The following is a 23,288-nucleotide window of genomic DNA, read 5'->3' on the forward strand; positions in this document are numbered from 1 at the left end:
CAGCGCTTTCGTTGGTTCTATCACTTGCGCAAAGACTAGGCACAGGCATCCGAAAGAATAAGCGGTTCGATCAGACGGATCACCGCATCGAGTCGCTACTTTATTAGTTATGTTGACCGGTCGGACGGCTTCCTATATAGCCGAAAATCCCATTGCGATGGGTCTCCGCAGCCGCAGCAGTCGATTACCGTGCTTCCAGAAGACCGTGAAACACCGCAGGACGCCGCGGCTCCCCTGCCAAGCCAGCCGGACGATCCGGCCGGCGCGCCGGAAGCCGGCTCCGCAGGCGCGGCCGATCCGCAACCCTGCTGCATCGTCGGCATCGGCGCCTCGGCCGGCGGGCTGGAGGCGCTGCAGCGCTTCTTCGACGCGGTCCCCGGCGACAGCGACCTCGCCTATGTCGTGGTCCAGCACCTGTCGCCCGTCCACAAGAGCCTGATGGTCGACCTGCTGTCCAAGCACACGGACATGGAGGTGGTGCAGGCGACCGACGGCGTGCGGGTGGAGCGCAACACCGTCTATCTCCTGCCGCCGGGCAAGCACCTCACCATCGAGAACGGCGCCCTGCGCCTGACGACCAAGGATGCCGGCAGCGGGATGAGCCTGCCGATCGACATCTTCCTGATGGCGCTGGCGAACGACCAGGGGCCGCTCGCCATGGGGGTGATCCTGTCGGGGACCGGTTCGGACGGGACGCGGGGGGTTCTGGCGATCAAGTCGGCCGGCGGCTTCACGGCGGCGCAGGAGCCGGAGACCGCCCAGTTCGACGGCATGCCGCGCAGCGCCATCGCCACCGGGCAGGTGGACCTCGTCCTGCCGCCCCAGGACCTGCCGGCGAAGCTGATCGAGCTGGCCCGCAAGGTGCTGGCGAAGGCCCGCCCCACCCCGCCCGCCCGCCCGCGCGACGGCGCCGCCGATCCGCTGGCCCAGATCGTCGCGGCCATCCGCTCCGTCACCGGTGTCGATTTCACCCACTACAAGCTCGCCACGCTGCTGCGCCGGATCGAGCGGCGGATGCACGCCGCCGGGATCGACTCGATGGACGAGTATGCGGCCCTGCTGCGCCGCAGCAGCGCCGAGGCGGTCAGCCTGTACAAGGAGATGCTGATCGGCGTCACCCGCTTCTTCCGCGACGAGGCGGCCTTCAAGGCGCTGGCGGACAAGGCGGTGCCGGCGCTGCTGGCCAACCGCAGCCCGACCGACATGCTGCGCGTCTGGGTCTGCGGCTGCGCCACCGGCGAGGAGGCCTACTCCATCGCCATCCTGTTCGCCGAGGCGCAGGAGCGGCTGGGCCGCAGCTTCGACGTCAAGATCTTCGCCACCGACATCGATCAGGACAGCATCGAAACGGCCAGCCTCGGCGAGTATCCGCGCTCCATCGCGGAGGACGTCTCGCAGGACCGCCTCGCCCGCTTCTTCACGCAGCGCGGCGAAACCTATGTCGTCTCGCGCGATATCCGCCGCATGGTGGTGTTCGCCGTCCACAACATCATGCGGGATCCGCCCTTCACCAAGATCGACCTGGTGAGCTGCCGCAACCTGCTGATCTACATGGACCAGCCGTTGCAGCGAAAGGTGCTGAGCCTGTTCCAGTACGCGCTGCGCCAGAGCGGATTCCTGTTCCTCGGCACCAGCGAGACGCTGGGCGACCTGCAGCCGGAATTCCACACGCTGGACGGCCGCAACAAGCTGTTCCAGAGCCTGCGCACCGGATCCTACCGGCTGTCCCGGCTGCTGGTCCCGACCGTCGCCGCCCCGCTCGCCCGGCACGGCGACGAGGGCTCCAACGCGGCGATGGAGGAAGGGGCGGCGATCGACGAGGCGATCGCCGCCCTGCTGAAGGCCTATGTCCCGCCGGCCCTGCTGGTCAACGAGCAGTTCAACATCATGCATGTCTTCGGCGACGCCTCCAGCCTGCTGAAGGTGCCGGCCGGCGACGCCACGCTCAGCGTGCTGAAGCTGCTGCCCTCCTCGGTCGCCATGGTGACGGGCACCGCGCTCAACCGCGCCTTCCGGTCGGGGGAGGAGTTCACCCTGTCCAGCATCCCGGTGAAGGACCGCGAGGGCGTCTCGACCATCAGCCTGCGCGTCAAGCCGGTGGTCGCCCGCAAGACCGGCCGCCGCTTCGCCCTGGTCGTGCTGGATTCGGCGAACGCGCCGCTGCTGCTGCCGGAGTCCGACTTCGACCTGAACGCCGACGCCGCCGAGCGCATCCGCGGGCTGGAGCAGGAGCTGGTGTCGCGCGGCGAGAACCTGCAGGCGACGATCGAGGAGCTGGAGACCGCCAACGAGGAGCTGCAGGCGACCAACGAGGAGCTGCTGGCCTCCAACGAGGAGTTGCAGAGCACCAACGAGGAGCTGCAGTCGGTCAACGAGGAGCTCTACTCGGTCAACACCGAGTATCAGGCCAAGGTCGAAGAGCTGACGGAGATCACCAACGACCTCGACAACCTGCTGCGCTCGACCGAGATCGGGACGATCTTCCTCGACAGCGATTTCGTCATCCGCCGCTTCACGCCGGCGGCGGCCGGCTTCATCAACATCATCCCGCGCGACGTCGGCCGGTCGATCAGCCATCTGTCGACCAACATCGACTACCCGTCCTTCCTCGACGACATCCGCGGCGTGTTCGACAGCCACCTGCCGATCGAGCGCCACGTCCGGGTGCGCGACGGCCGCTGGATCCTGACCCGCATCCTCCCCTACCTGACCGACAAGAACCAGGTATCGGGGGTCGTCGTCACCTTCGTCGACGTCACCGCCACCAAGGAGGCGGAGCAGACGCTGCAGAGCGTGCTCGACAGCCTGCCGGAGCATATCGCCGTCATCGACCGGGACGGGCGGATCGTCACGGTCAACGCGGCCTGGCGGTCCTTCGGCACGCTGAACGGCGCGCCGGCGCTGGAGCGCTGCGGCGTCGGGACCAACTACCTGGGGGCCTGCGACGTCACCGAAGGGGTGGAGGGCGAGGAGATCGCCCGCGCCGCCCACGACGGGCTGACCCGCATCCTGCGGGGCGAGATGTCCAGCTTCACCATCGAGTACCCCTGCCATTCCGCCACGGAGCATCGCTGGTTCCTGATGCATGCGGTGCGGCTGAACGATCCGCAGGGCGGCGTCGTGGTCAGCCACATCGACATCACCAACCGCAAGCTGATGGAGAACCGGCTGGCGACCGCGAGGACCGGCAGCGGCGCGGCGGCCGAACCGGCCGATGCCGCCAGCCTGGTCGAGGAGGCGCCGTGACCGAGGATCTGCCCGGCCGGCTGCGCCGGCGCGCCGAAACCATCCTGAACGACGGCCTGTTCGAAGGCGCCGAACCGACGGCCACCACCCTGAGGGAGGTGGTGCACGAGCTGTACGTCCATCAGGCCGAGCTGGAAATCCAGAACGAGGAGCTGCGCACCGCCCAGCAGGCGCTGGAGGCCTCGCGCATCCAGTATCTCCAGCTCTTCCAGTCCATCCCGGTGGCCTGCCTGACGGTGACCGCCGCCGGTATCGTCGGCGAGGCGAACGCCGCGGCGGAGCGGCAGTTCGGCCTGCCGATGCGCCGGCTGACCGGGCGCCCGCTGACCCTGCTGGTCGATCCGGCGGACCACGGCCGCCTCTTCACCGCCCTCACCCGGCTGCGCGAGACCGGCAAGTGGGTCCGGCAGGAATATGCCTATCTCGGCGGCCAGGGGGCGATGATCGACGGGCTGACCGACGCCCGCCCGGTGGCGCTGGAGGACGGCGAGAAGGGCGACGTCCTGCTGACCATCACCGACCTGACCGAGCGGAACATCTGGCTGCGCGAGATCCAGCACACCCGCGACGAGGCGGAACGGGCGCGCGCCGCCTACCACCACATCCTGCAGGCGGTGGCCGACGGCATCTTCGGGCTCGACCCGCAGGGCCGCATCCGCTTCGCCAACGCCGCCGCCCTGGCGATCACCGGCTTCCACGAGGCCGATCTGGTCGGGCGGACGCTGGAGGAGCTGCTGCCCGCGGACGGACCGGACGGGGTGCGCAGCGCGCTCGCGGCCCTGGCCGGGGAGGACGGGCGGCAGCGGACGATCGCGGCGGCCCGCCTCTACCGCCGCGACGGCACCCTCTTCACCGCGGAGATGAAGCTCTCGCCGATCCGTGAGCAGGGGCGGATCGAGGGGGCCATCGAGGGAGCCGTCGTCGCCTTCCGCGACGTCACCGCCCAGCGCGCCGCCGAGGAGGCGCTGAGCCTGAGCGAGCGGCGGCACCGCGTCCTCGTCCAGTCGCTGCACGAGGGGCTCGCCATGCTGTCGGCGGACGGCACGGTGCAGGTCGCCAACGCCATGGCGGAGCGGCTGCTGCAGGGGCCGGCGGCCATCCTGCTCGACCCCAAGGCGCAGGAGCTGGGCGGGCCGCGACGGCCGGGCGACCACCGGGCCTCCACCGCCGGCCGGCGCATCGTGGATGCCGACGGGGTCCGGCTGACCGGCCTGCCGCCGGCCGCCCGCGCCGCCCGCAGCGGCAAGCCGGTGGTCGAGCAGATCCTCGGCATCGCCGAGGGCGACGGGGCCGCCGCGCCGGTTCGCTGGCTGCGGGTGTCCAGCCACCCGGTCTGCGGGCCGGACGGCGCGGTCCAGGCGGTGGTCTCCAGCGTCACCGACATCACCGCCATGAAGGCGCTGGAGCGCGAGCTGAACGTCGCGCTCGACGCCAAGGAACGCTTCATGGCCTCGGCCAGCCACGACCTGCGCCAGCCGGTCCAGGCGCTGATGCTGCTGTCCGGCCTGCTGCTGCGCGAACCGCTGCCCGACACCGCCCGCACCCTGGCCGACCAGCTCCGCGTCTCGGTCGGGTCGCTGGGCAGCCTGCTCGACTGCATGCTGGACATCTCCAAGCTGGAGGCCGGGCTGGTGTCGCCCGACGTCGCGCCGGTCGACCTCGGCGAGCTGTTCGGGCGGCTCGACCGCGAGTTCCAGCCGGTGGCGGCCTCGCAGGGCATCCGGCTGCGCTCCGTCGTCCCCCGGCTGACCGTCCACACCGACGGGGCGCTGATGGAGCGGGTGCTGCGCAACCTGCTGGCCAACGCCATCCGCTATACGCAGCGGGGCCGCGTCCTGGTCGGCGTCCGCCGCCGCCGGGACCGGCTGCGGCTGGAGGTCTGGGACACCGGCATCGGCATCGCGGAGAACCAGCTCGACCGCATCTTCCAGGACTTCTACCAGGTCGGCAACGCCGCCCGCGACCGGCGGGAGGGGCTGGGCATGGGGCTCAGCATCGCCAAGCGCCTCGTCGCCATGCTGGGCGGCACCATCGAGGTGACCTCGCAGCTCGGCCGCGGCTCCTGCTTCTGCGTCTGCCTGCCGCTGCCGCAGAGCGGACCGCAGGCGCCGGACGGGCAGGACGGCACGCTCGGCGCTGCCGCCGGCGACGGGACGGACGGCGCGGCGGACGGCGGCGACGCGCTGGTCCTGCTGGTGGAGGACGACGCGGTCATCCGCATGGCCCTCTCGCTGATGCTGGAGGGCTGGGGCTATCAGGTCGTCGACGCCGGCACGGTCGGCGAGGCCTACGGCCATCTCGACGAGGGGCTGTCGCCCGACCTGATCCTGGCCGACTACCGCCTGCCCGACGGGGCGACCGGGCTGATGGTCATGGACACGGTGCGCCGCCGGCTGGGCCGCGACATACCGGGGGTGCTGCTGACCGGCGACACCTCGTCCGACCGGCTGCGCGAGGCGACGGGCGCCCAGTGCGCCCTGCTGCACAAGCCGATCCAGCCCCACGCCCTGCACAGCACGGTCCGCACCGCGCTCGGCCAGCAGTAAGGCGACGCCGGGCGGCGCCAGCCATCAGCGCCGCGCGCCGCCCAGCCGGTCGAGCCTCAGCCGGTGGCGGGCGTCGGTCAGCCGGCGCACCGCCCCCAGCGTGGCGGCGAGCACGCCGAGCCCGGTGGCGCCGCTGATCAGGAACATGATGAGGATCTGGTACTTCACCGCCTCCCCCGGGTCGGAGCCCGCGAGAATCTGGCCGGTCATCATGCCGGGCAGCGAGACGAGGCCGGTCACCGCCATCGCGTTGATCGTCGGCATCAGCCCGGTGCGCAGCGCGTGGCGCAGCAGGGGCTGCATCGCCTCCCACCGGGTGCCGCCGAGCGCCAGCCGCGCCTCGATGGCCGCCCGCTCGCGCACCGCCGCGGCGGTCAGGGTGTTGAGGGCGAGGCTGACGCCGCTCAGCGCGTTGCCCAGCACCATGCCCAGCAGCGGGATGGCATAGCGGGCGTCCCACCAGGGGGCGGGGCGGATGGCGGTCAGCAGGGCGAGCAGCATGACAAGGCTGGTCGCGCCGCCGATCGCCCCGGTGCCGAGCCCGTAGGACCAGCCGCCGGCCAGCCGCCGCTCCTGCCGCGCCAGCGCCTCGTGGCCGGCGAACAGCACCATGACCAGCGCCGCCGCCAGCGTCAGCCAGGGCGACTGGAGCGCGAAGAGCTGCTTCAGCACCAGCCCGACGAGCGAGAGCTGCGCCACCATCCGCGCGGCGGCGAGGACCAGCGTGCGCTCCAGCCCCAGGCTGAGCGCCACCGACAGGCCGCCGTTGATCAGCAGGAGCAGCCCGGCGACGGCGAGGTCGCCGACGGTCAGCGGGATCGGCGGCATCTCAGGCGGCCTCCCGCACGGCGCCGTCCTCGACCAGCAGCCGCCGCGCGGCGAGCCGGTCGGCCTGCGCCGCCGCATGGGTGACGATCAGGATGGCGCAGCCGCGCCCCTGTTCGCGCCGCAACCGCGCCTCGACCAGCGCCGTCGCCTCCGGATCGAGGGCGGAGGTCGGCTCGTCGAGCAGCAGGACGCGGGGGTGCAGCAGCAGCGCCCGCACCAGCGCGATCCGCTGCCGCTCGCCGGTCGACAGGCGCAGCACCGGCCAGTCGAGCGCCGCGGCCGGCAGGCCGAGCTCTGAGAAGATCGGCACCGCCGCGGTGGGATCGGGGAAATGGCCGGCGACCGTCTCGCTCCACCAGCCGGATTCGGCCGCCACATAGGTGACGCTGCGGCGCCAGCGCGGGGCCGGCATCGATTCCCGCGGCCGGCCGTCCAGCGCCACCTCCCCCGCCGCCGGGTCGAGGTCGGCGATGGCGCGCAGCAGGACCGACTTGCCGGCGCCCGACGGCCCCTGGACGGCGACGCAGGTCCCCGACGCCACGGCGAAGCTGGCCGGCTTCAGGACCCGGCTGGACAGGTTGCGGACGGTGAGCATGGCAGGCGGCACCCGGCGATACGGCTCTTGGCAGGACGGCGCATTCTAGCAGGCCCTCCAGGCGAAGCCTTGCGCGGAACGCCGCGCCGGCTATGGTGGGGCCGCATTGCAGCACCGACCGCCGTCCACCAGTCACCGACCGCCAGTCACCGACCAGAGAAAAGACGCCGCGCGATGACCGACAGCACCCCCGCCCCCGCTGCCTTCACCCACCGGGAGATCCTGAAGGTGTTTAGCGGCGTGGCGCTCGCCATGCTGATGGCCGCGATGGACCAGACCATCGTGGCGACGGCCCTGCCCACCATGGCGGCCGACCTCGGCCGGCTGGAGGATCTGCCCTGGGTGGTCACCGCCTATATGCTGGCCTCCACCTCGACGACGCCGATCTACGGCAAGCTGTCGGACCTCTACGGGCGCAAGCGGGTTCTGCAGGCGGCGATCCTGCTGTTCCTCGCCGGGTCGGCGCTGTGCGCCGTGGCGCAGACCATGACTCAGCTCATCCTCTTCCGCGGCGTGCAGGGGCTGGGCGGCGGCGGTCTGATGACGCTGGCCTTCACGGTGATCGGCGACGTGGTGGCCCCGCGCGAGCGCGGCCGCTACCAGGGCATGATCGGCGGCGTCTTCGCGCTGTCGAGCGTGGCCGGGCCGCTGCTGGGCGGCGTCTTCACCGAGATGCTGAGCTGGCACTGGATCTTCCTGATCAACATCCCCATCGGCATCGGCGCCTTCGCGATGACCAGCCGGGCGCTCGGCCGCCTGCCGGCGGGGCAGTCGCAGCCGACCATCGACTATCTCGGCGCCGTGCTGCTGATGGGGGCGGTCACCAGCCTGCTGCTGGTGGTCACCCGCGGCGGCACCGCCCTGCCCTGGGACTCCCCGGCGATCCTCGGGCTGGCGGCGCTGGGCGTCGTGCTGCTGGCCGCCTTCCTCTGGCACGAGCGGCGCACCAGGGAGCCGATCCTGCCGCTGCACCTGTTCCGCCTGCCGATCGTCGCGGTCGCCAACCCGGTGGTGGCGGTGTCGGCCATGGTGCTGTTCGCCGGGATCGTCTTCCTGCCGCTGCACCTGCAGCTCGTGCTCGGCACCGGGGCGACCGCGTCGGGGATGCTGCTGCTGCCGATGGTGCTGGGCATGACCTTCGGGGCGGTCGGCGGCGGCCGTCTGATCGCCCGCAGCGGCAGGTACAAGATATTCCCCGTGGTGGGGCTCAGCCTGTCGGCGGTGATGTATCTGCTGCTGGGCCTGCTGCCGGGGGTGGCGGAGCATGCGCTGTGGTCGACGCTGATCCTGGTCCCGCTGGGCATCGGGCTGGGACTGGTCATGCCGGTGATGACGGTCGCCGTGCAGAACGCGGTGGAGCGGCGGGACCTCGGGGCGGCGACCGCCTCTGTCGGCTTCTTCCGCTCGCTCGGCGGGTCGGTCGGGGTGGCGGTGTTCGGCGCCGCCTTCAACATGGTGGTGTCGAGCGGCTTCAACGCGGCCGGGCTGCCGGGCATCAGCGGGCGCGACGTGCTCGACCACGGCATGGCGGCGCTGGACCATCTCCCGGCCGCCTCGCGCGCCACGGCGCTCGGCGTTCTGGAGCACGGCTTCGCCTCGCTGTTCCTGCTGGCCGCCGGTCTGGCCGTCGTCTCGCTGGTGATGACCCTGTTCCTGAAGGAAATCCCGCTGCGCTCCGCCCACGGCGCCAAGGCGGCGCCGACCGGGGCCGACTGAACACGGTCAGCCCTTCCCCTCCGGCTCGGCGGGGAAGCGGCGCTCCTCGCCCAGCTTGTCCTCGATGTAGAGCAGGTTGACGAGGACCAGCGCCACCACCGCCATCGGCGTCGCCAGGAACATGCCGAGCAGGCCGAACAGCACCCCGCCGGCGGCGATGGCCCCGATGGTGATCACCGGCGGCAGGTCGACCACCCGCTTCTGCAGCAGCGGGGTGATGATGTTGCCCTCCAACTGCTGCACCACGAGGTAGAGCCCGGCGACCCAGATCGCGAGCTCCGGCGACTGGGCGAAGGCGATCATCACCGCCGGCACGGCGGCCAGGAACGGGCCGACCAGCGGCATGAACTCCAGCAGGCCGGCCAGCACGCCGAGCGCCGGCGCGGTCGGGACGCCGAGCGCGAGCAGGCCGGCGGTGGTCAGCACCCCGACCGCGGCCATGGCGGCGAACTGGCCGAGCAGCCACTTCCACAGCGACTCGCCGGCCACGTCCAGGATCTCGTTGGCGCGGTCATGGCCGCGCCGCGGCACCAGCAGCACCACGCCGCGCCGGTAGACTCCGGGCGAGGCCGCGAGATAGACGGCGGCGAAGATCACCACCACCGCGTCGCCGATGAAGAAGGCGACGCCGGAGGCGACGGTCTGCAGGCGGCTGAACACCGACCAGTCCTTCGCCTGCTCCATCACCCGGTCATGCACCGCCGGGGGAAGCTGGCCGAAGGCGCGGGTGATCTGCTCGCTGAACTGGCTGGCCTGGGCGGCGACCGACTGGCCGAGCAGCCAGGAGCCGCCGACCGCCAGCGCCAGCAGGGCAAGCAGCACGGCCGACAACGCCAGCCCCTGCGACAGGCCGGTGAAGCGGCGGACGAAACCGGCGAGCCGCTGCAGCAGGATGGCGAACAGCACCCCGGTGAAGATCAGCAGCAGCGCGTCGGCGACACGCCAGACGAACAGGGCCAGCGCCGCGACCCCGACCGCGATCAGCACCTTCCAGGTGAACAGCGTCAGCTCCCCCTGGACGAGGCGGCGGCCCTGCTCGGCCCGGGGGTCGCCCTCCGGCGCCTGATCCAGCCGCGCCGCCGCCTCGGCCGCCGTGCGCGTGGTCTCCATTGCCTGCCCTCCTCGACCGCAACCGCAAAGGTAACGGTCGAAAAGCGCAAGGGTTGCGCAGGAGCGGTCCTCATCCGTCCGTACTAAGACGGATATCGGGATGTGCGCGACCCCAACGGCACCCCATATCCAGCGGGACGCCAAGGAGTCATTCTCGCTGATGTCACCTTAGAAGCCCGCTACCCCGGCGGGCTTTCTTTTTGGCCCGGCCTCCCGTCGTCGGACGCCCCGTCGGCCGGTCATCGGGCCGGCGGCTGGAAGCCGTGGCGCCGCAGGATCTCCTGGCCGGCCGGGGCCAGCAGATACTCGACGAAGGACTGCCCGCGCGCCGTGTCGCCGCGCGTCAGCACCGCCACGCCGTAGTCCGCCCCGACGGCCAGCGGCTCCGGCACCGCGACGATCTTCAGGGACGCGACCTCCTGCTGCGCCAGGCGGGCGTTGGTGCAATAGGTCAGGATCAGGTCCGCGGCGTCCTGCTGCATCAGCCATGCGTAGGTGTTGCGTCCCTCCGGCGCCTGCGGAGCCTGCGGCCCGCCGGTGACCTTCAGCGCCTTCGCCTCCAGCGCCGCGGTGCTGCCCGGCCGCAGCGCCTCCGCCTTGCCGAACAGCGCCCAGGCGTAGTCGCCGGCCGGGTCGTTCTTCGGAGTCGAGGTGCCGACCCGCACCCCCGGATCCAGCATCCGGTCGAGCAGCGTGCCGGAGGTGACGTCCAGGCCGCCCTTCGCGAGCGCGCACAGGCTGTTGCGCGCGAAGGACCGCACCGGCCCGGCGACGCCCGCCCGGCTCAGCGCCTGGGGATGGTCCATGTTGGCGGAGGCGAAGACGTCCGCCGCCTCGCCGGTCTCCAGCCGCTCCTTCAGAAGGCCGGAGGCGCCGAAGGTTCCGGCGACCGGCACGCCCGTCGCCGCCTCGTAGGATCTGGCGATCTCGGTCAGGACCGCCCGCAGGCTTCCGGCGGCATGGATCCGCACGGGGTCGGCGGCAGCGGCCGGCAAGGCGGCCAGGGCGGGCAGGATGGCGGTGGCCGCGAGCAGGGCGCGGCGGGTGCGGGACGGCATGATCGGTCCCTCCTCTTCGTTATGATCATTACATCATAGCGAAGCGGGGACGGCTGTCACCTCTACCAGGTCGGGAACATGGTGATGAGCAGGACGATGGCCGCGAAGGCCGCGAGAATCCACCACATGACGCCTCTGCCGAGCCCGCGGGAGGTGCCGGCGCGGGGGATGTTGCTGCCAACCTTGTTCGACTCGTTCGCCATCGACGGGGCCTTCGATTGTCTGTCGTTCCCGTTCCAACAGTCCGGTCAAGCCGGAGTTTCACGAAGGACGGACGAAAGCACGGGGCGCGGCGCGCCGTTTCGCCCCGTCCGGCTGTTGCCAGGGGATCAGTCCGCAGCGAACCGGTCGCCCATGGTCCAGCTTCCGCACAATCGGGAACTCCACGTCGAACGGCCGCAGCCGGCCTCCCGCCTGCAGGGGCTGGTCCGCTACGGCACGGGCCTGCTGATCCTGGCGCTGCTCGGGGGCGCCCTGCTGATCCTCGACCGCTGGCTGGAGCAGACGAGCATCGCCGACATCCGGCAGGCGATCGGGCGGATCGACCGGGAGCAACTGCTGCTGGCGGCGGGGACCGCGGCGGTCAGCTACTGGCTGCTGACCCTCTACGACGTCCTGGCTCTGCGCCACCTGCGCCGGTCGCTGCCCTACCGCTGGGTCGCCTTCACCGCCTTCACCAGCTATGCCTTCAGCCACAGCCTGGGCTTCGCCAGCATCATCGGCGCCACCGTCCGCTACCGGCTCTACGCCCCGCGCGGCCTGGGCGCCCTCGACGTCGCCCAGATCACGCTGTTCGTCGTCACCACCTTCATGCTGGGGCTGGCGACGGTGCTGCCGGTGGTGATGCTGATCGATCCCGGGGCGCTGAAGGCGCTGCACGTCCCGCCGGAAAGCGCCACCCTGCTCGGCCTCTCGGCGCTCGGGTTGCTGGTCGCCTACGCGCTGGCGGGCTTCTGGCTGCGGCGGCCCCTGCGCCTCTTCGGCTACGACATCGCCTTTCCCCGCCCGCCGATCGCGACGGGGCAGCTCCTGCTCGGGCTGTGCGACCTGTCGCTGGCCTCGGCCGTCCTCTACCTCTGCCTGCCGGCGACGGAGGCGGTGAGCTACATGGACGTGGTGGTGGCCTTCGGCCTGGCGCTGGTCGCCGGCATCATCAGCCATGTGCCGGGCGGGCTCGGCGTGTTCGACGCCATCGTCCTGGTCAGCCTGACGCCGGAGATGGCAGGCAACGACGTCATGGCCGGGCTGCTGGTCTTCCGCCTGATCTACTACCTCGCCCCGCTGATCCTCGCCGGGCTGATGTTCGGCGTGCTGGAGGCCTTCCAGGCGCGCCACCGCATCTCCAGCGCGTCGCGCGGCCTGTCCGCGGCGATCAGTCCGGCGGTTCCCCTGGTCCTGGCGGCCTGCACCTTCATCACCGGCGCCTTCCTGCTGTTCTCCCGCGCCACGCCGGAGGAGACGCTGCCGGCGCCCTTCGACGCGGCGGCGCTGCCGCTGGTCGAGATGTCCCACTTCACCGGCAGCATCGTCGGCGTGCTGCTGATCCTGCTGGCCCACGCGATCCAGCGCCGGCTGCATGCGGCCTGGGTGCTGTCGCTGGTGCTGCTGGCGATGGGCACGGCGGCCTCGCTGCTGAAGGGAGGAGACTGGCAGGAGGCCATCGTGCCAGCGCTGATCTTCCTCGCCCTGCTGCCGGCGCGCGGCGAGTTCCACCGGCGCGGCGCCATCCTGCACCACCCGCTGCCGTCCAGCTGGTTCGTCGCGACCGGCGTGGCGCTGGCCAGCGCCTTCTGGCTGGGGCTGTTCTCGTACAAGCGGGTCGCCTTCAGCGACGACCTCTGGTGGCACTTCGCCCTGCATGGCGACGCCTCGCGCTTCCTGCGCGCCTCGGTCGCCGTGGGCGTGATCGCGCTGGCTGCGGCGGTGGTGCATCTGGTCGCGGCGGCCTCGCGCCTGCGCCAGCAGGAGCCGGCGGCCGGGAGGCATCCCAGGAAGGAGCGGTTCGTGGTGGAGCAGCCGCCGAGGCCCGGCGCCCGGACGCGCAGACGCGCCTGACGGGCCGGGGTCCGGCCGCCGGTCAGGCCATCGTCGCGAGGTCCGGGGCGAGGCGCCGGGCGTCGGTGATCAGCGCCGCGGTCAGCGGCGGCTGCGGGTCGCGCCGCGCCACCACCAGGCCGATGAGGGTCGAGACCTCCGGCGCCACGATGGGGATAGCGCGGATGGTCGGCGGCAGCATCAGCGAATCGGCCATGATCCGCGGCATGATGGTGGACCACATGCCGGTGCACAGGTGGTTCGACAGCACGACGATGGAGTTCGACTCGAGCATCGGCTCGGCGCGCACTCCGGCCTCCGAGAACGCCCGGTCGATGATCCGCCGGTTCTGCATGTTGGAGTTCAGCAGGCAGAGCGGCAGGCTCCCCGCCTCTTCCCAGGTGACGGTGTCGCGTGCGCCAAGCGGACCCTCGGCCGAGGTGATCAGGTGGTAGCGCTCGCGGTAGAGCGGCACCTCGTCGACATTGCCGACCGGCTCGTTGTCGAGATAGGTGATCCCCGCCTCGGCCTCCAGATTCTCGATCCGCGACAGGATCTCGGTGGAGCTGTGCGAGGAGATGATGATCTTGATGCCGGGATGCAGCGACCAGAAGGTCGAGGTCAGCCGCTGCACCAGCGGCAGCGCGGTCGGCACCACGGCCAGCCGCAGCGTCCCCGTCAGGCCGCACTTCATCGTCTCGACGTCGGCGCGCATCGCCTTGAAGTCGCCGACGATCCGGCGCGCCCACTCCAGCACCCGCTCCCCCTCGGCGGTGAAGCCGATGAAGCGCGCGCCGCGGTCGACCAGCGGCACGCCGAGCGTCGCCTCGAGCTGCTTGATCGCCGCCGACAGGTTGGGCTGCGACACCCCGCAGACCTGCGCCGCCCGCCCGAAATGCTTCTCGGTCGCGAGCGCGATCAGAAATTCCAGCTTCTCCTGCATGCCGGGGTTCCTCCCGCCTCACCAGACCATGTCAGCGGACGCGGCGGCCCATCGCCGGCAAGGCTGGGGACCCGCGGCCGGTACGGGCAAGACCCGGGTCCCGGCCGTCGGGCCGCGACCAGCCGCCGATGATGACCATTGTATGCCGTCGCGTGGATGTGACCTTCGGTCGCCCACCCGCGCCACAGCCGCGTCCGTCACGGGACCTCCGGACCCGCGCAAGACGTTTTCTGTCTTTGTCTCGGCAACATCATTGATCCGGATCATACTTTTATTCCCTGGCGTCCAGGACGGGGCGGGGAAGCGTCAAAGCGCCGCATCCTTCGCAGGCCAACGGTCCGTGGCGGGGGCCGGGGCCGGACGCGCCGCCGGTCATGCGACTTCCATCTCGATGAAGCGATAGCTCTCGCCGCCCTCGAACCGCAGGCGGCGGCTGGCGCAGGCCGGACAGCGGGGGATCCGCGACTCGACTGCCGACTCGGCGCCGCAGTCGCCGCAGACCGCCTGCACCGGCGGACGGTCGATTTCGAGGACGGCGCCCTCCAGGAAGGTGTCGCGGCTGAGGAGGTCGAAGGCGACCTGCAGCGCGTCGGGCTCGACCCGGCTCAGGCGGCCGACGGCGAGCCGGACGCTGACCACCCGGTCGAAGGGCTGGGCGACCCGCGCCCGCATGGCCTGTTCGAGCAGGGATTGGCAGACGGCGATTTCGTGCATGGACAGGCCTCCATGAAGAAGAATGGAAACGGCCGCCCCGAAAAGCGGATGGGCGGCCGTTTCCACCGTTACGCTACAGGCGGACGGTCAGGCGTAGGCCGGGGCCTTCCTGGCCGCCCGGGTCACGGCGTTGCTGAGGCCGCCCTTCAGCTTCGCGTATTCCTGCTGGACGTAGTTCTCCGCCCACACCTGGTCGGCGATCGCCTCCACCTTGACGGCGGCGTACTTGTATTCCGGCGTCTTGGCGATGGGATCGACGGCGTGGATGGTCAGCTCGTTGCAGGCGCCGATCCACCACTGGTAGGTCATGTAGACGGCCCCCTGGTTGGTGCGGTCGGTGACGCTGGCCCGGGTGATGACCTTGCCGCGGCGCGAGGAGACCCAGACCAGCTCCTGGTCGCGGATGCCCAGCGCCTTGGCGTCCTTCGGGTTGATCGTCACATAGCCCGGCTCGTCGGCCAGCGTCTGCAGGGCGGCGCAGTTGCCGGTCATCGAGCGGCAGGAGTAATGGCCGACCTCGCGCACCGTGCAGAGGATCAGCGGGAACTCCTCGGTCAGCTGGTCCTGCGGCGGACGCCACTCGGTGGCGAACAGCAGGCCCTTGCCGCCGGGGCGCTGGAAGACGTTGCCCTCGTAGAGATACTTGGAGCCCGGCGAGTCGAGCTCGCGGCACGGCCACTGGACGGCGCCCAGCCCCTCCATCTTCTCGTAGGTGACGCCGTAGTAGATCGGGCACAGCTCGCGCAGCTCGTCCCAGATCTCCTTGGTGTTGTTGTAGTGCATGGGATAGCCCATCGCCGTGGCGATCAGGCTGATGATCTCCCAGTCGTGCTTGACGTCGCCCTTGGCGTCCACCGCCTTGGTGAAGCGCTGGAAGCTGCGGTCGGCGGCGCTGAACACGCCCTCATGCTCGCCCCAGGAGGTGGCCGGCAGGATCAGGTCGGCGAACATCGCCGTCTTCGTCATGAAGATGTCCTGGACGATGATGAACTCCATCGCCTCGAAGCCCTTGCGCACCAGCGCCAGGTCCGGCTCGGTCTGGGCCGGGTCCTCGCCCATGATGTACATGGCCTTCAGCTTGCCGGTCTCCGCCAGGTGCGGAACGTCGGTCAGGCGGCAGCCGATCTGGTCGGGAAGCGACTCGACGCCCCAGGCCTTGGCGAACTTCGCGCGCACCTTCGCGTCGGTGACCTTCTGGTAGCCGGGGAACTCGGTCGGCAGCACGCCCATGTCGCAGCTGCCCTGCACGTTGTTCTGGCCGCGCACCGGGCCGACACCGACATTGGGACGGCCGAGGTTGCCGGTCAGCAGCGCCAGTCCGGACAGCCCCTTCACCACGTCGACGCCCTGGCCCCACTGGGTGACGCCCATGCCCCACAGGATGGTGGCGGACGGTGCCGCGGCATAGATGCGCATCGCCTCGCGGATGTCGGCGGCCGAGAGGCCGGTGATCGACTCGACGTATTCGGGCGTGTATTTGTCGACGATCTTCTTGTACTCGTCGAAGCCCTCGGTGTGGTTGGCGACGTAGTCCTTGTTGTAGAGCCCTTCGTTGATCAGGACGTTGGCGAAGGCATTGACCAGCGCCATGTTCGAGCCGTTCCTCAGCGGCAGCCACAGGTCGGCCAGGCGCGCCGTCTCGATCTTGCGCGGATCGCAGACGATGATCTTGGCGCCGCGCTCCTTGGCCTTGAGGATGCGCTTGGCGATCACCGGATGGCTGTCGGCGACGTTGTAGCCGAACACCAGGACGCATTTGGTGTGCTCGATCTCGGGGATCGAGTTGCTCATGGCGCCGTTGCCCAGCGTCACCTGCAGGCCGGCGACCGACGGGCCGTGGCAGACACGCGCGCAGTTGTCGACGTTGTTGGTGCCGAGCACCGCGCGGGTGAACTTCTGCATCACATAGTTGGTCTCGTTGCCGGTACCGCGCGACGAGCCCGTGGTCATGATCGAGTCGGGACCGTACTTCGCCTTGATCTCCGACAGCCGGGTGGCGGCGTACTTGATCGCCTCGTCCCAGGACACCGCCTCGAACTCGGCGTCGCGGCTGCGGCGCAGCATCGGGTTGCGCAGGCGCGGCGTCAGCAGCTTGGTGTCGTTGATGAAGTCGAAACCGAAATAGCCTTTGAGGCAGAGCTCTCCTTCATTGGTGACGCCGTTCAGGGGTTCGGCACCGACGACCTTCCCACCCTCGACCAGCAGATTGAGCTTGCACCCCGTACCGCAGTAGGGGCAGACGGCCATGTGCTTTTCCATCTTTCGAACCTCGATTGTCCTGGCGTATGTGGTCAGGCCGCGACTTCGGCAGCCTCGATCGCCGCGCGCTCGCGGCGCTGGCGCAGGGTCTCGTCCATCAGTTCACGGTCCATCAGCGTCAGCGCCTTGGTCGGGCACACCGACACGCAGGCCGGACCGCCCTCGTGCTCGACGCAGAGGTCGCACTTGTGCGCCTGCGCCTTCACGCCGAGGCTGAGCGTCATTCCGCCGAACTGCTTGACCGCCGGCACCGTGATCACGTCCATGGCGCCGAAGGGGCAGGCCATCACGCAGTTCTTGCAGCCGAGGCAGCGTTCCTGCAGCACCTGCACGCTGTTCTGACGATAGACGATCGCGTTGTTCGGGCAGGCGTTGACGCAGGGCGCGTCCTCGCAGTGATGGCACATCACGGCGGTGCTGACGTTGGCCGTCTTCACCATGCGGATGCGCGGCTTGAAGGTCTCGGGCGCAAGGTTCTCGACACCCGCGCCGTCTGAATGGGCAAGTACACAGGCGACCTCGCATGTGCGGCAACCGATGCACTTGCTCGGGTTGGCAGCGACGAATCTGTTCATTCCTGTTGTCCTCGTTCTTGTCCGGGCCGGTCGACGGACCGGCCGGAGCGCCGTTGACTGCTGCGCCCTCCGTCCGGCCCCCCGGATCCGTCCCAGGGTCGCTTCATGGGGCCCTGACGTTTCGCGCCGCTCCGCCGGGCTGGAGACTGGTGTTTTGACTGGTCCTTTCAGGGCTGATCGAAATCGCTTATTGCCCGATTAGCCAAAGTAATCGACTTCGATAAGCCTGCCTTCTTTAGTAATTGCTATTCTTGATCGGTGTTGGCTGGGCCGCTTGCGGCAGATGACAAAGCCGTGTCACCTCGTGAATTTATGCGTGGCACCTTATACCCACTTTTTTTATGTGTCTAGTTGACATGTGATGACTGAGGCGACTAGCGTAGTGGCGAGCGACGGCAAACGCTGATGCGATCGCCTCGCAAAAGAGATTCGAAATCCATGGCTCTCCGTTTGCCACATCGCTGGGGAAAACTGGCGATCACAAGGGCGTGCGCGAGCCAATACTGTCTTCTTATTGGGCGATCAGGATTTCTTATCAAAGGATCGGCCAATCGGAAGATTTTGACCGATTAGACGCACCCGCCCGGGAAGCCGGAGGTCAGGACATGAATCGCTTCGTTATCGCGGAACCGAGAAAGTGCATCGGGTGCAACACCTGCATGGCGGCTTGCTCCGAGGCACATAAGAAACAGGGGCTGCAGTCGCACCCGCGTCTGACCGTGACGCGGACCGGCGACGACACGGCCCCCGTCCTCTGCCACCAGTGCGAGGACGCCCCCTGCGCCCGGGTCTGCCCGGTCAACGCCATCACGCATGCCGCCGACGCCATCGTCCTCGACGAGAAGGTCTGCATCGGCTGCAAGATGTGCGCCCTGGCCTGCCCCTTCGGCGCCATCACGCCGAGCGGCACCGGCATCGCCGGGGTGGCCGGCTTCGGCACCGCAGCCCCCACCCACTCGGCGGCGCTCGATCCGCTGCTGGCGTGGGACATTGGGGTGAAGAGCGTCGCCGTGAAATGCGACCTCTGCGCCTTTTCCGGAGACGGTCCGGCCTGCGTGAACGTATGCCCGACCGCCGCCCTCTACGCCGTGGACAACGCCGCCGTCGGGCAGGCCGCCGCGACCAAACGCACGCTCGCCGCGGCGGCGCCGGTCGGCCTGGAACGGACGCTCGCCTCCCTGGAGGGGCTGGACCCATGATTCCCATCTCCCTTCTCATCATGTCGCTGCTGCTCTCGGCAGGCGGCGGCATCATCAGCCTCCTCCTGAAAAGCCGGGAGGGGGATGTCCGTCTTTCCACCAGCGTCATCGGCGCCGCCGCGGCGCTTGCCGGGCTGGGTTCCGGCCTGTCGGCGATCGCCGGGCCGACGCAGGTGCTGGACGCGGCGGGGCCCTACCCCTTCGCGCATTTCGTCCTGCGGCTCGACCCGCTGGCCGGCCTGATGATCACGGTCATCTCGCTTTTGTCGCTGGTCGCCTGGATCTACGGCTTCGCCTATGTGCGCGAATATGCCGGGCGCGGAATCGGTGCGATGGGCTTCTTCATGAACGCCTTCATCGCCTCGATGATGCTGGTGGTGGCGGCCGACAACGCCTTCTGGTTCCTCATCTTCTTCGAGATGATGTCGCTCGCCTCCTACTTCCTGGTGATCTTCGACCAGGAGGACGAGGCGGTCGGCGCCGGCTTCCTCTATTTCTTCGTCGCGCACGCCGGATCGGTGCTGATCATGGCGGCCTTCTTCCTGATGGCGAACCAGGCGGGCAGCTTCGACTTCGCCGCCTTCCGCGCCCATCCGCTGGCGGCCCCGATGGACAGCATCGTCTTCCTGCTGGCCTTCCTCGGCTTCGGGGCCAAGGCCGGCATGATCCGCTGCACATCTGGCTGCCGCGCGCCCACCCGGCCGCGCCGTCGCACGCCTCGTCGCTGATGTCCGGCGTGATGATCAAGATCGGCGTCTTCGGCATCGTGAAGGTCGGCATCGACCTGCTGGGCGCCAGCGCCGGGCCGTCGATGCTGGGCTGGGGCCTGCTGGTGCTGGCCTTCGGCGCGGTCTCGTCGGTGCTGGGCGTCGTCTACGCGCTGGCCGAGCACGACATCAAGAAGCTGCTGGCCTACCACTCGGTCGAGAATATCGGGATCATCCTGCTGGGTGTCGGCACCGGCATGATCGGCATGGCGATGCACCAGCCGGTGCTGGCGGTGCTGGGCCTGATGGCCGGCCTCTACCACCTGCTGAACCACGCGGTGTTCAAGGGGCTGCTGTTCCTCGGCGCCGGCTCGGCCATCTTCCGCATGCACACCAAGGACATGGAGGAGATGGGCGGCCTTGCCCGGACCATGCCCTGGACGGCGCTCTCCTTCCTCGTCGGCGCGCTCGCCATCTCGGCCATTCCGCCGCTGAACGGCTTCGTGTCCGAGTGGTACACCTACCAGGCGCTGTTCGCCGCGGCCCTCGACGGGACGCCGCTGGTGAAGTTCGCCGCCCCGATCGCCGCGGTGATGCTGGCGCTGACCGGCGCGCTGGCCGTCATGTGCTTCGTCAAGGCCTACGGCATCATGTTCGCCGGCGCGCCGCGCAGCCATCATGCCGAGGAGGCCCGCGAGGCCCCCGCCGCCATGGTCGCCGGCATGGCCATCCTGGCCGTGGCCTGCGTCGTGCTGGGCCTCTGCGCCCCGGTCGTCGCCCCGGTCATGGGCCGCATCGCCGCCGCCACGCTCGGCACCGCTCCGGTGACGCTGGCGACCGGCGCGACGCTGCTGCCGGGCGACCCGCAGCAGGCGACCCTGTCCACCCCGCTCATCGCGATCCTGCTGGTCGCCATGGCGGCCCTGCCGATCGCCATAAAGGCGGCCTTCGCGGCCCGTCGCGGCGGCGACCGCCGGACGGCGGCCCCCTGGGCGGCCGGCTATCTGCCCGACCACCACATGCCGGCCACCGCGGGCAGCTTCGCCCAGCCGATCCGCATGTTCTTCGCTCCGCTCTACGCCATGCGGCAGTCGATCTCCGGCCGCTGGAGCAGCGTCGAGGTGGGCTTCGAGCGGGTGATCACGCTGGCCCGCCGCACCGAGCCGCTGGCCGACCGGAGCGTCATCGCCCCGATCGCCGAGGCGGTCGATGCCGGCGGCAAGTGGCTGCAGGTCATCCAGGGCGGCGATTTCCGGATCTACTGCCTCTACATCGTCGCGGCGCTCATCGCGCTGCTGGCGCTGGCCGTCTGACGGGAGGACGCCATGCTGACCTTCTCACACCTCGTGCTGGGGCTCTTCCAGGCGCTTCTCCTGCTGGCGGCGGCCCCCCTTGTCTCCGGCCTGTCGCGGACGGTGCGGGCGAAGCTCCACACCCGCCGCGGCCCCGGCCTGCTGCAGGACTACCGCGACATCGCCAAGCTGCTGACCCGGCAGGACCTCAATCCGCCGGCCAGCGGGACGGTGTTCCGGATCATGCCGGCGGTGATGCTGACGACGGTGCTGGTCATCGCCATGGGCATCCCCATGCTGACCCGCTTCACGCCGGTGGCGCCGATCGGCGACCTGATCACCGTCATCTACCTGTTCGCGCTCGCCCGCTTCTTCTTCTCGCTCTCGGGCATCGACAGCGGCAGCTCCTTCTCGGGCATCGGCGGCAGCCGCGAGCTGACCATGGGGGTCCTCGTCGAGCCGGTGATGCTGCTGTCGCTGTTCGTCGCGGCGCTGCTGGCGGGCTCGACCAACCTCGGCGCCATCGGGGCCGCGATCGCCGACGGCCATGTGCAGTCGGCCACCGCGACGATCATCGCCGCCCTGTCCTTCGCCTACGCCATCTACATCGAGCTGGGCAAGCTGCCCTACGACATGGCCGAGGCCGAGCAGGAGCTGCAGGAAGGCCCGCTGACCGAATATTCGGGCCCGTCGCTGGCCCTCATCAAGTGGGCGATGGCGCTGAAGCAGACGGTGGTCGTCGCCTGGTTCATCGGCGTCTTCCTGCCCTTCGGCAGCGCCCCGGAGATGTCCTTCTTCGGCCTGCTGTTCGGGCTGGTGGCCTTCGCCATCAAGCTGGTCGCGATCTTCGTGGCCGTCGGCGTGATCGAGAACAGCGTGGCGCGCGTCCGGTTCTGCCTGACCCCGCAGCACAGCTGGATCGGCGTCGGCGCCGCCTCGCTCGCCTTCGTCTTCTACTTGGTCGGCCTGTGAGCCGGCGAGGGGCAGCATCATGATAACCCTACCCACGGAACCACTCGGCGTCCTCGCGCTCGCAGCCATCCTCGTCCCCTTCGCCGGGGCCGCGACGATCGCCGCATCGCAGCAGCCCTCGGCGAAATGGCTCTGCCAGGCCTTCGCGGCGGCGACGCTCGGGATCATCGGCATCCTGGCGGCCTCGCTGTCCGGATCCGCCCATATCGGCGGCACCTACGAACTGATCGCCTTCGGCCCGGTGTCGATCCTCGGCCTGGTGGTCGACGGCGTCAGCGTGCTGATCGCGCTGGCGGTCATCGCCATCGGCCTGCTGGTCGCGGTCTATTCCGCGGCCTACCTGAACGCCGGCAACCGCGAGCATCCCGACACCGGGCGGCGGCGCTTCTACGCCTTCCTGCTGGTGTTCATCGGAGCCATGACCGGCCTGGTGTTCAGCTCCACGGTGGTCGGCCAGCTCGCCTTCTTCGAGCTGACCGGCGCCTGCTCCTGGGCACTGATCGGCTACTACGAGTCGCCGAAGGCCCTGCGCTCCGCCGCCAAGGCGCTGCTGGTCACCCATGTCGCCTCGCTCGGCCTCTATGTCGCGGCGGCGCTGCTGTTCCTGTCGACCGGCACTTTCGCCCTGACGGCGATCGCCGACCTCGGCCCGGCGATGAAGGCGGCGGTGCTGCTGTCGATCCTGGTCGCCGCCTGGGGCAAGTCCGCCCAGCTTCCCTTCCACATGTGGCTGCCCGACGCCATGGAGGCCCCGACCCCGGTCAGCGCCTACCTGCATGCCGCCTCGATGGTGAAGGTCGGCGTCTACATCTTCGCCCGCGGCCTGATGTCGTCCGGCGGCGCGCCGGAGATCGTCGGCTGGGTCGGCTCGGTGATGGCCGTCGTCACGCTGGTCTACGGCTTCTTCATGTATCTGCCGCAGGTCGACCTGAAGCGCCTGCTGGCCTATTCGACCATCACGCAGCTCGCCTACATCCTGCTGGCGCTGTCGCTGTCGGTCTTCGGCTCCGACCTCGCCTTCAAGGGCGCCATCGCCCACATCTTCAACCACGCCTTCGCCAAGACCCTGTTCTTCCTGGTCGCCGGTGCGCTGAGCTACACCGCCGGCACCCGCCTGCTGCCGTCGCTGCGCGGCATCGTCACCAAGTCGCCGCTGCTCGGCGTCGCCTTCGTCTGCGCCGCCCTGGCGATCACCGGCGTGCCGCCCTTCAACGGCTTCTTCAGCAAGTTCGCGATCTTCGCCGGCGGCTTCGAGGTCGGGGCGCAGCATTGGGCGCTGCTCCTGCTCGTCGTCATCGCGCTCGCCGAGTCGGTCGGGTCCTTCGCGTGGTTTCTCAAATGGCTGGGCCATTCGGTGCCCGGCAAGCCGTCCGCCACGATGGCGGCGGCATCGCCCCTGCCGGCCGGCATGAAGTTCGTCCTGGTGGCGCTCGTCGTCATGACGGTCTGCTCCAGCTCCATCGCCGCCTCGTGGCTCGGTTGAGGGAGGAACGG

At 69.9% G+C, this 23,288-nt stretch carries 16 protein-coding genes and 1 pseudogene; 8 read left to right on the top strand and 9 right to left on the bottom strand.

Translation table 11 applies throughout. The annotated features are described in order from the left end of the window. Positions 1–189 precede the first annotated feature (189 nt). Together DEW08_RS05225 and DEW08_RS05230 are read left to right on the top strand one after the other, a co-directional pair. On the top strand, positions 190–3,246 hold the full coding sequence (locus DEW08_RS05225) for a chemotaxis protein CheB (protein WP_245985993.1): 3,057 nt from the start codon (positions 190–192) through the stop codon (positions 3,244–3,246). Then, positions 3,243–5,792 carry a hybrid sensor histidine kinase/response regulator gene (locus tag DEW08_RS05230; RefSeq protein ID WP_109325025.1) on the top strand — a complete coding sequence of 850 codons (2,550 nt, stop codon included), beginning with the start codon at positions 3,243–3,245 and terminating at the stop codon, positions 5,790–5,792. Before DEW08_RS05225 ends, DEW08_RS05230 begins: the two co-directional genes overlap by 4 nt. A gap of 24 nt (positions 5,793–5,816) precedes the next feature. On the opposite strand, the gene DEW08_RS05235 is transcribed toward DEW08_RS05230, so the two are convergent. After that, a complete protein-coding gene (locus DEW08_RS05235) occupies positions 5,817–6,620 on the bottom strand; it encodes an ABC transporter permease (protein ID WP_109325026.1) in 804 nt (267 codons plus the stop codon). Position 6,621: 1 nt separating this feature from the next. Continuing rightward, on the bottom strand, positions 6,622–7,215 hold the full coding sequence (locus DEW08_RS05240; protein WP_109325027.1) for an ABC transporter ATP-binding protein: 594 nt from the start codon (positions 7,213–7,215) through the stop codon (positions 6,622–6,624). Between the two features lie 174 nt (positions 7,216–7,389). Here DEW08_RS05240 and DEW08_RS05245 point away from each other — a divergent pair, with 174 nt between their 5' ends. Further along, positions 7,390–8,931, top strand: coding sequence for an MDR family MFS transporter (locus DEW08_RS05245; RefSeq protein WP_109325028.1), 1,542 nt, complete (start codon positions 7,390–7,392; stop codon positions 8,929–8,931). 6 nt (positions 8,932–8,937) lie between these two features. On the opposite strand, the gene DEW08_RS05250 is transcribed toward DEW08_RS05245, so the two are convergent. The 3 genes from DEW08_RS05250 to DEW08_RS31045 form a co-directional block, all read right to left on the bottom strand. Then, a complete protein-coding gene (locus DEW08_RS05250) occupies positions 8,938–10,041 on the bottom strand; it encodes an AI-2E family transporter (protein WP_109325029.1) in 1,104 nt (367 codons plus the stop codon). 239 nt (positions 10,042–10,280) lie between these two features. Then, positions 10,281–11,099 (bottom strand): molybdate ABC transporter substrate-binding protein, encoded by an 819-nt coding sequence (locus DEW08_RS05255; RefSeq protein ID WP_109325032.1) that lies wholly within the window; start codon positions 11,097–11,099, stop codon positions 10,281–10,283. A gap of 62 nt (positions 11,100–11,161) precedes the next feature. Beyond that, positions 11,162–11,302, bottom strand: a complete 141-nt coding sequence (locus tag DEW08_RS31045) for a hypothetical protein (RefSeq protein WP_168220270.1) — start codon at positions 11,300–11,302, stop codon at positions 11,162–11,164. Positions 11,303–11,453: 151 nt separating this feature from the next. On the opposite strand from DEW08_RS31045, the gene DEW08_RS05260 reads away from it, so the two are divergent. Further along, positions 11,454–13,154, top strand: a complete 1,701-nt coding sequence (locus DEW08_RS05260) for a putative bifunctional lysylphosphatidylglycerol flippase/synthetase (RefSeq protein WP_109325033.1) — start codon at positions 11,454–11,456, stop codon at positions 13,152–13,154. A 22-nt stretch (positions 13,155–13,176) separates the two neighbouring features. Here the strand turns inward: DEW08_RS05260 and DEW08_RS05265 are convergent, their stop codons facing one another. The 4 genes from DEW08_RS05265 to DEW08_RS05280 form a co-directional block, all read right to left on the bottom strand. Then, positions 13,177–14,076 carry a LysR family transcriptional regulator gene (locus DEW08_RS05265; protein WP_109325034.1) on the bottom strand — a complete coding sequence of 300 codons (900 nt, stop codon included), beginning with the start codon at positions 14,074–14,076 and terminating at the stop codon, positions 13,177–13,179. Positions 14,077–14,448: 372 nt separating this feature from the next. Further along, positions 14,449–14,790: a hydrogenase maturation nickel metallochaperone HypA/HybF gene (locus DEW08_RS05270; protein ID WP_109325036.1), complete on the bottom strand. Its 342-nt coding sequence runs from the start codon at positions 14,788–14,790 to the stop codon at positions 14,449–14,451. Positions 14,791–14,877: 87 nt separating this feature from the next. Continuing rightward, on the bottom strand, positions 14,878–17,049 hold the full coding sequence (fdhF, locus tag DEW08_RS05275) for a formate dehydrogenase subunit alpha (RefSeq protein WP_109325047.1): 2,172 nt from the start codon (positions 17,047–17,049) through the stop codon (positions 14,878–14,880). Between the two features lie 32 nt (positions 17,050–17,081). Beyond that, positions 17,082–17,624: a 4Fe-4S dicluster domain-containing protein gene (locus tag DEW08_RS05280; RefSeq protein ID WP_109325048.1), complete on the bottom strand. Its 543-nt coding sequence runs from the start codon at positions 17,622–17,624 to the stop codon at positions 17,082–17,084. Between the two features lie 719 nt (positions 17,625–18,343). On the opposite strand from DEW08_RS05280, the gene DEW08_RS05285 reads away from it, so the two are divergent. The 4 genes and pseudogenes from DEW08_RS05285 (at position 18,344) to DEW08_RS05300 (ending at position 23,277) form a co-directional block, all read left to right on the top strand. Next, on the top strand, positions 18,344–18,823 hold the full coding sequence (locus tag DEW08_RS05285) for a 4Fe-4S binding protein (RefSeq protein WP_281262026.1): 480 nt from the start codon (positions 18,344–18,346) through the stop codon (positions 18,821–18,823). Positions 18,824–19,245: 422 nt separating this feature from the next. Then, a pseudogene (gene hyfB / locus DEW08_RS05290) lies at positions 19,246–20,843 on the top strand (hydrogenase 4 subunit B). Between the two features lie 12 nt (positions 20,844–20,855). Continuing rightward, on the top strand, positions 20,856–21,794 hold the full coding sequence (locus tag DEW08_RS05295) for a respiratory chain complex I subunit 1 family protein (protein ID WP_109325053.1): 939 nt from the start codon (positions 20,856–20,858) through the stop codon (positions 21,792–21,794). A gap of 19 nt (positions 21,795–21,813) precedes the next feature. Then, positions 21,814–23,277, top strand: coding sequence for a hydrogenase 4 subunit D (locus DEW08_RS05300; RefSeq protein ID WP_109325055.1), 1,464 nt, complete (start codon positions 21,814–21,816; stop codon positions 23,275–23,277). Positions 23,278–23,288 lie beyond the last annotated feature (11 nt).

The organism is Azospirillum thermophilum, assembly GCF_003130795.1.
In the GTDB taxonomy this organism is placed as follows: Bacteria; Pseudomonadota; Alphaproteobacteria; order Azospirillales; family Azospirillaceae; genus Azospirillum; species Azospirillum thermophilum.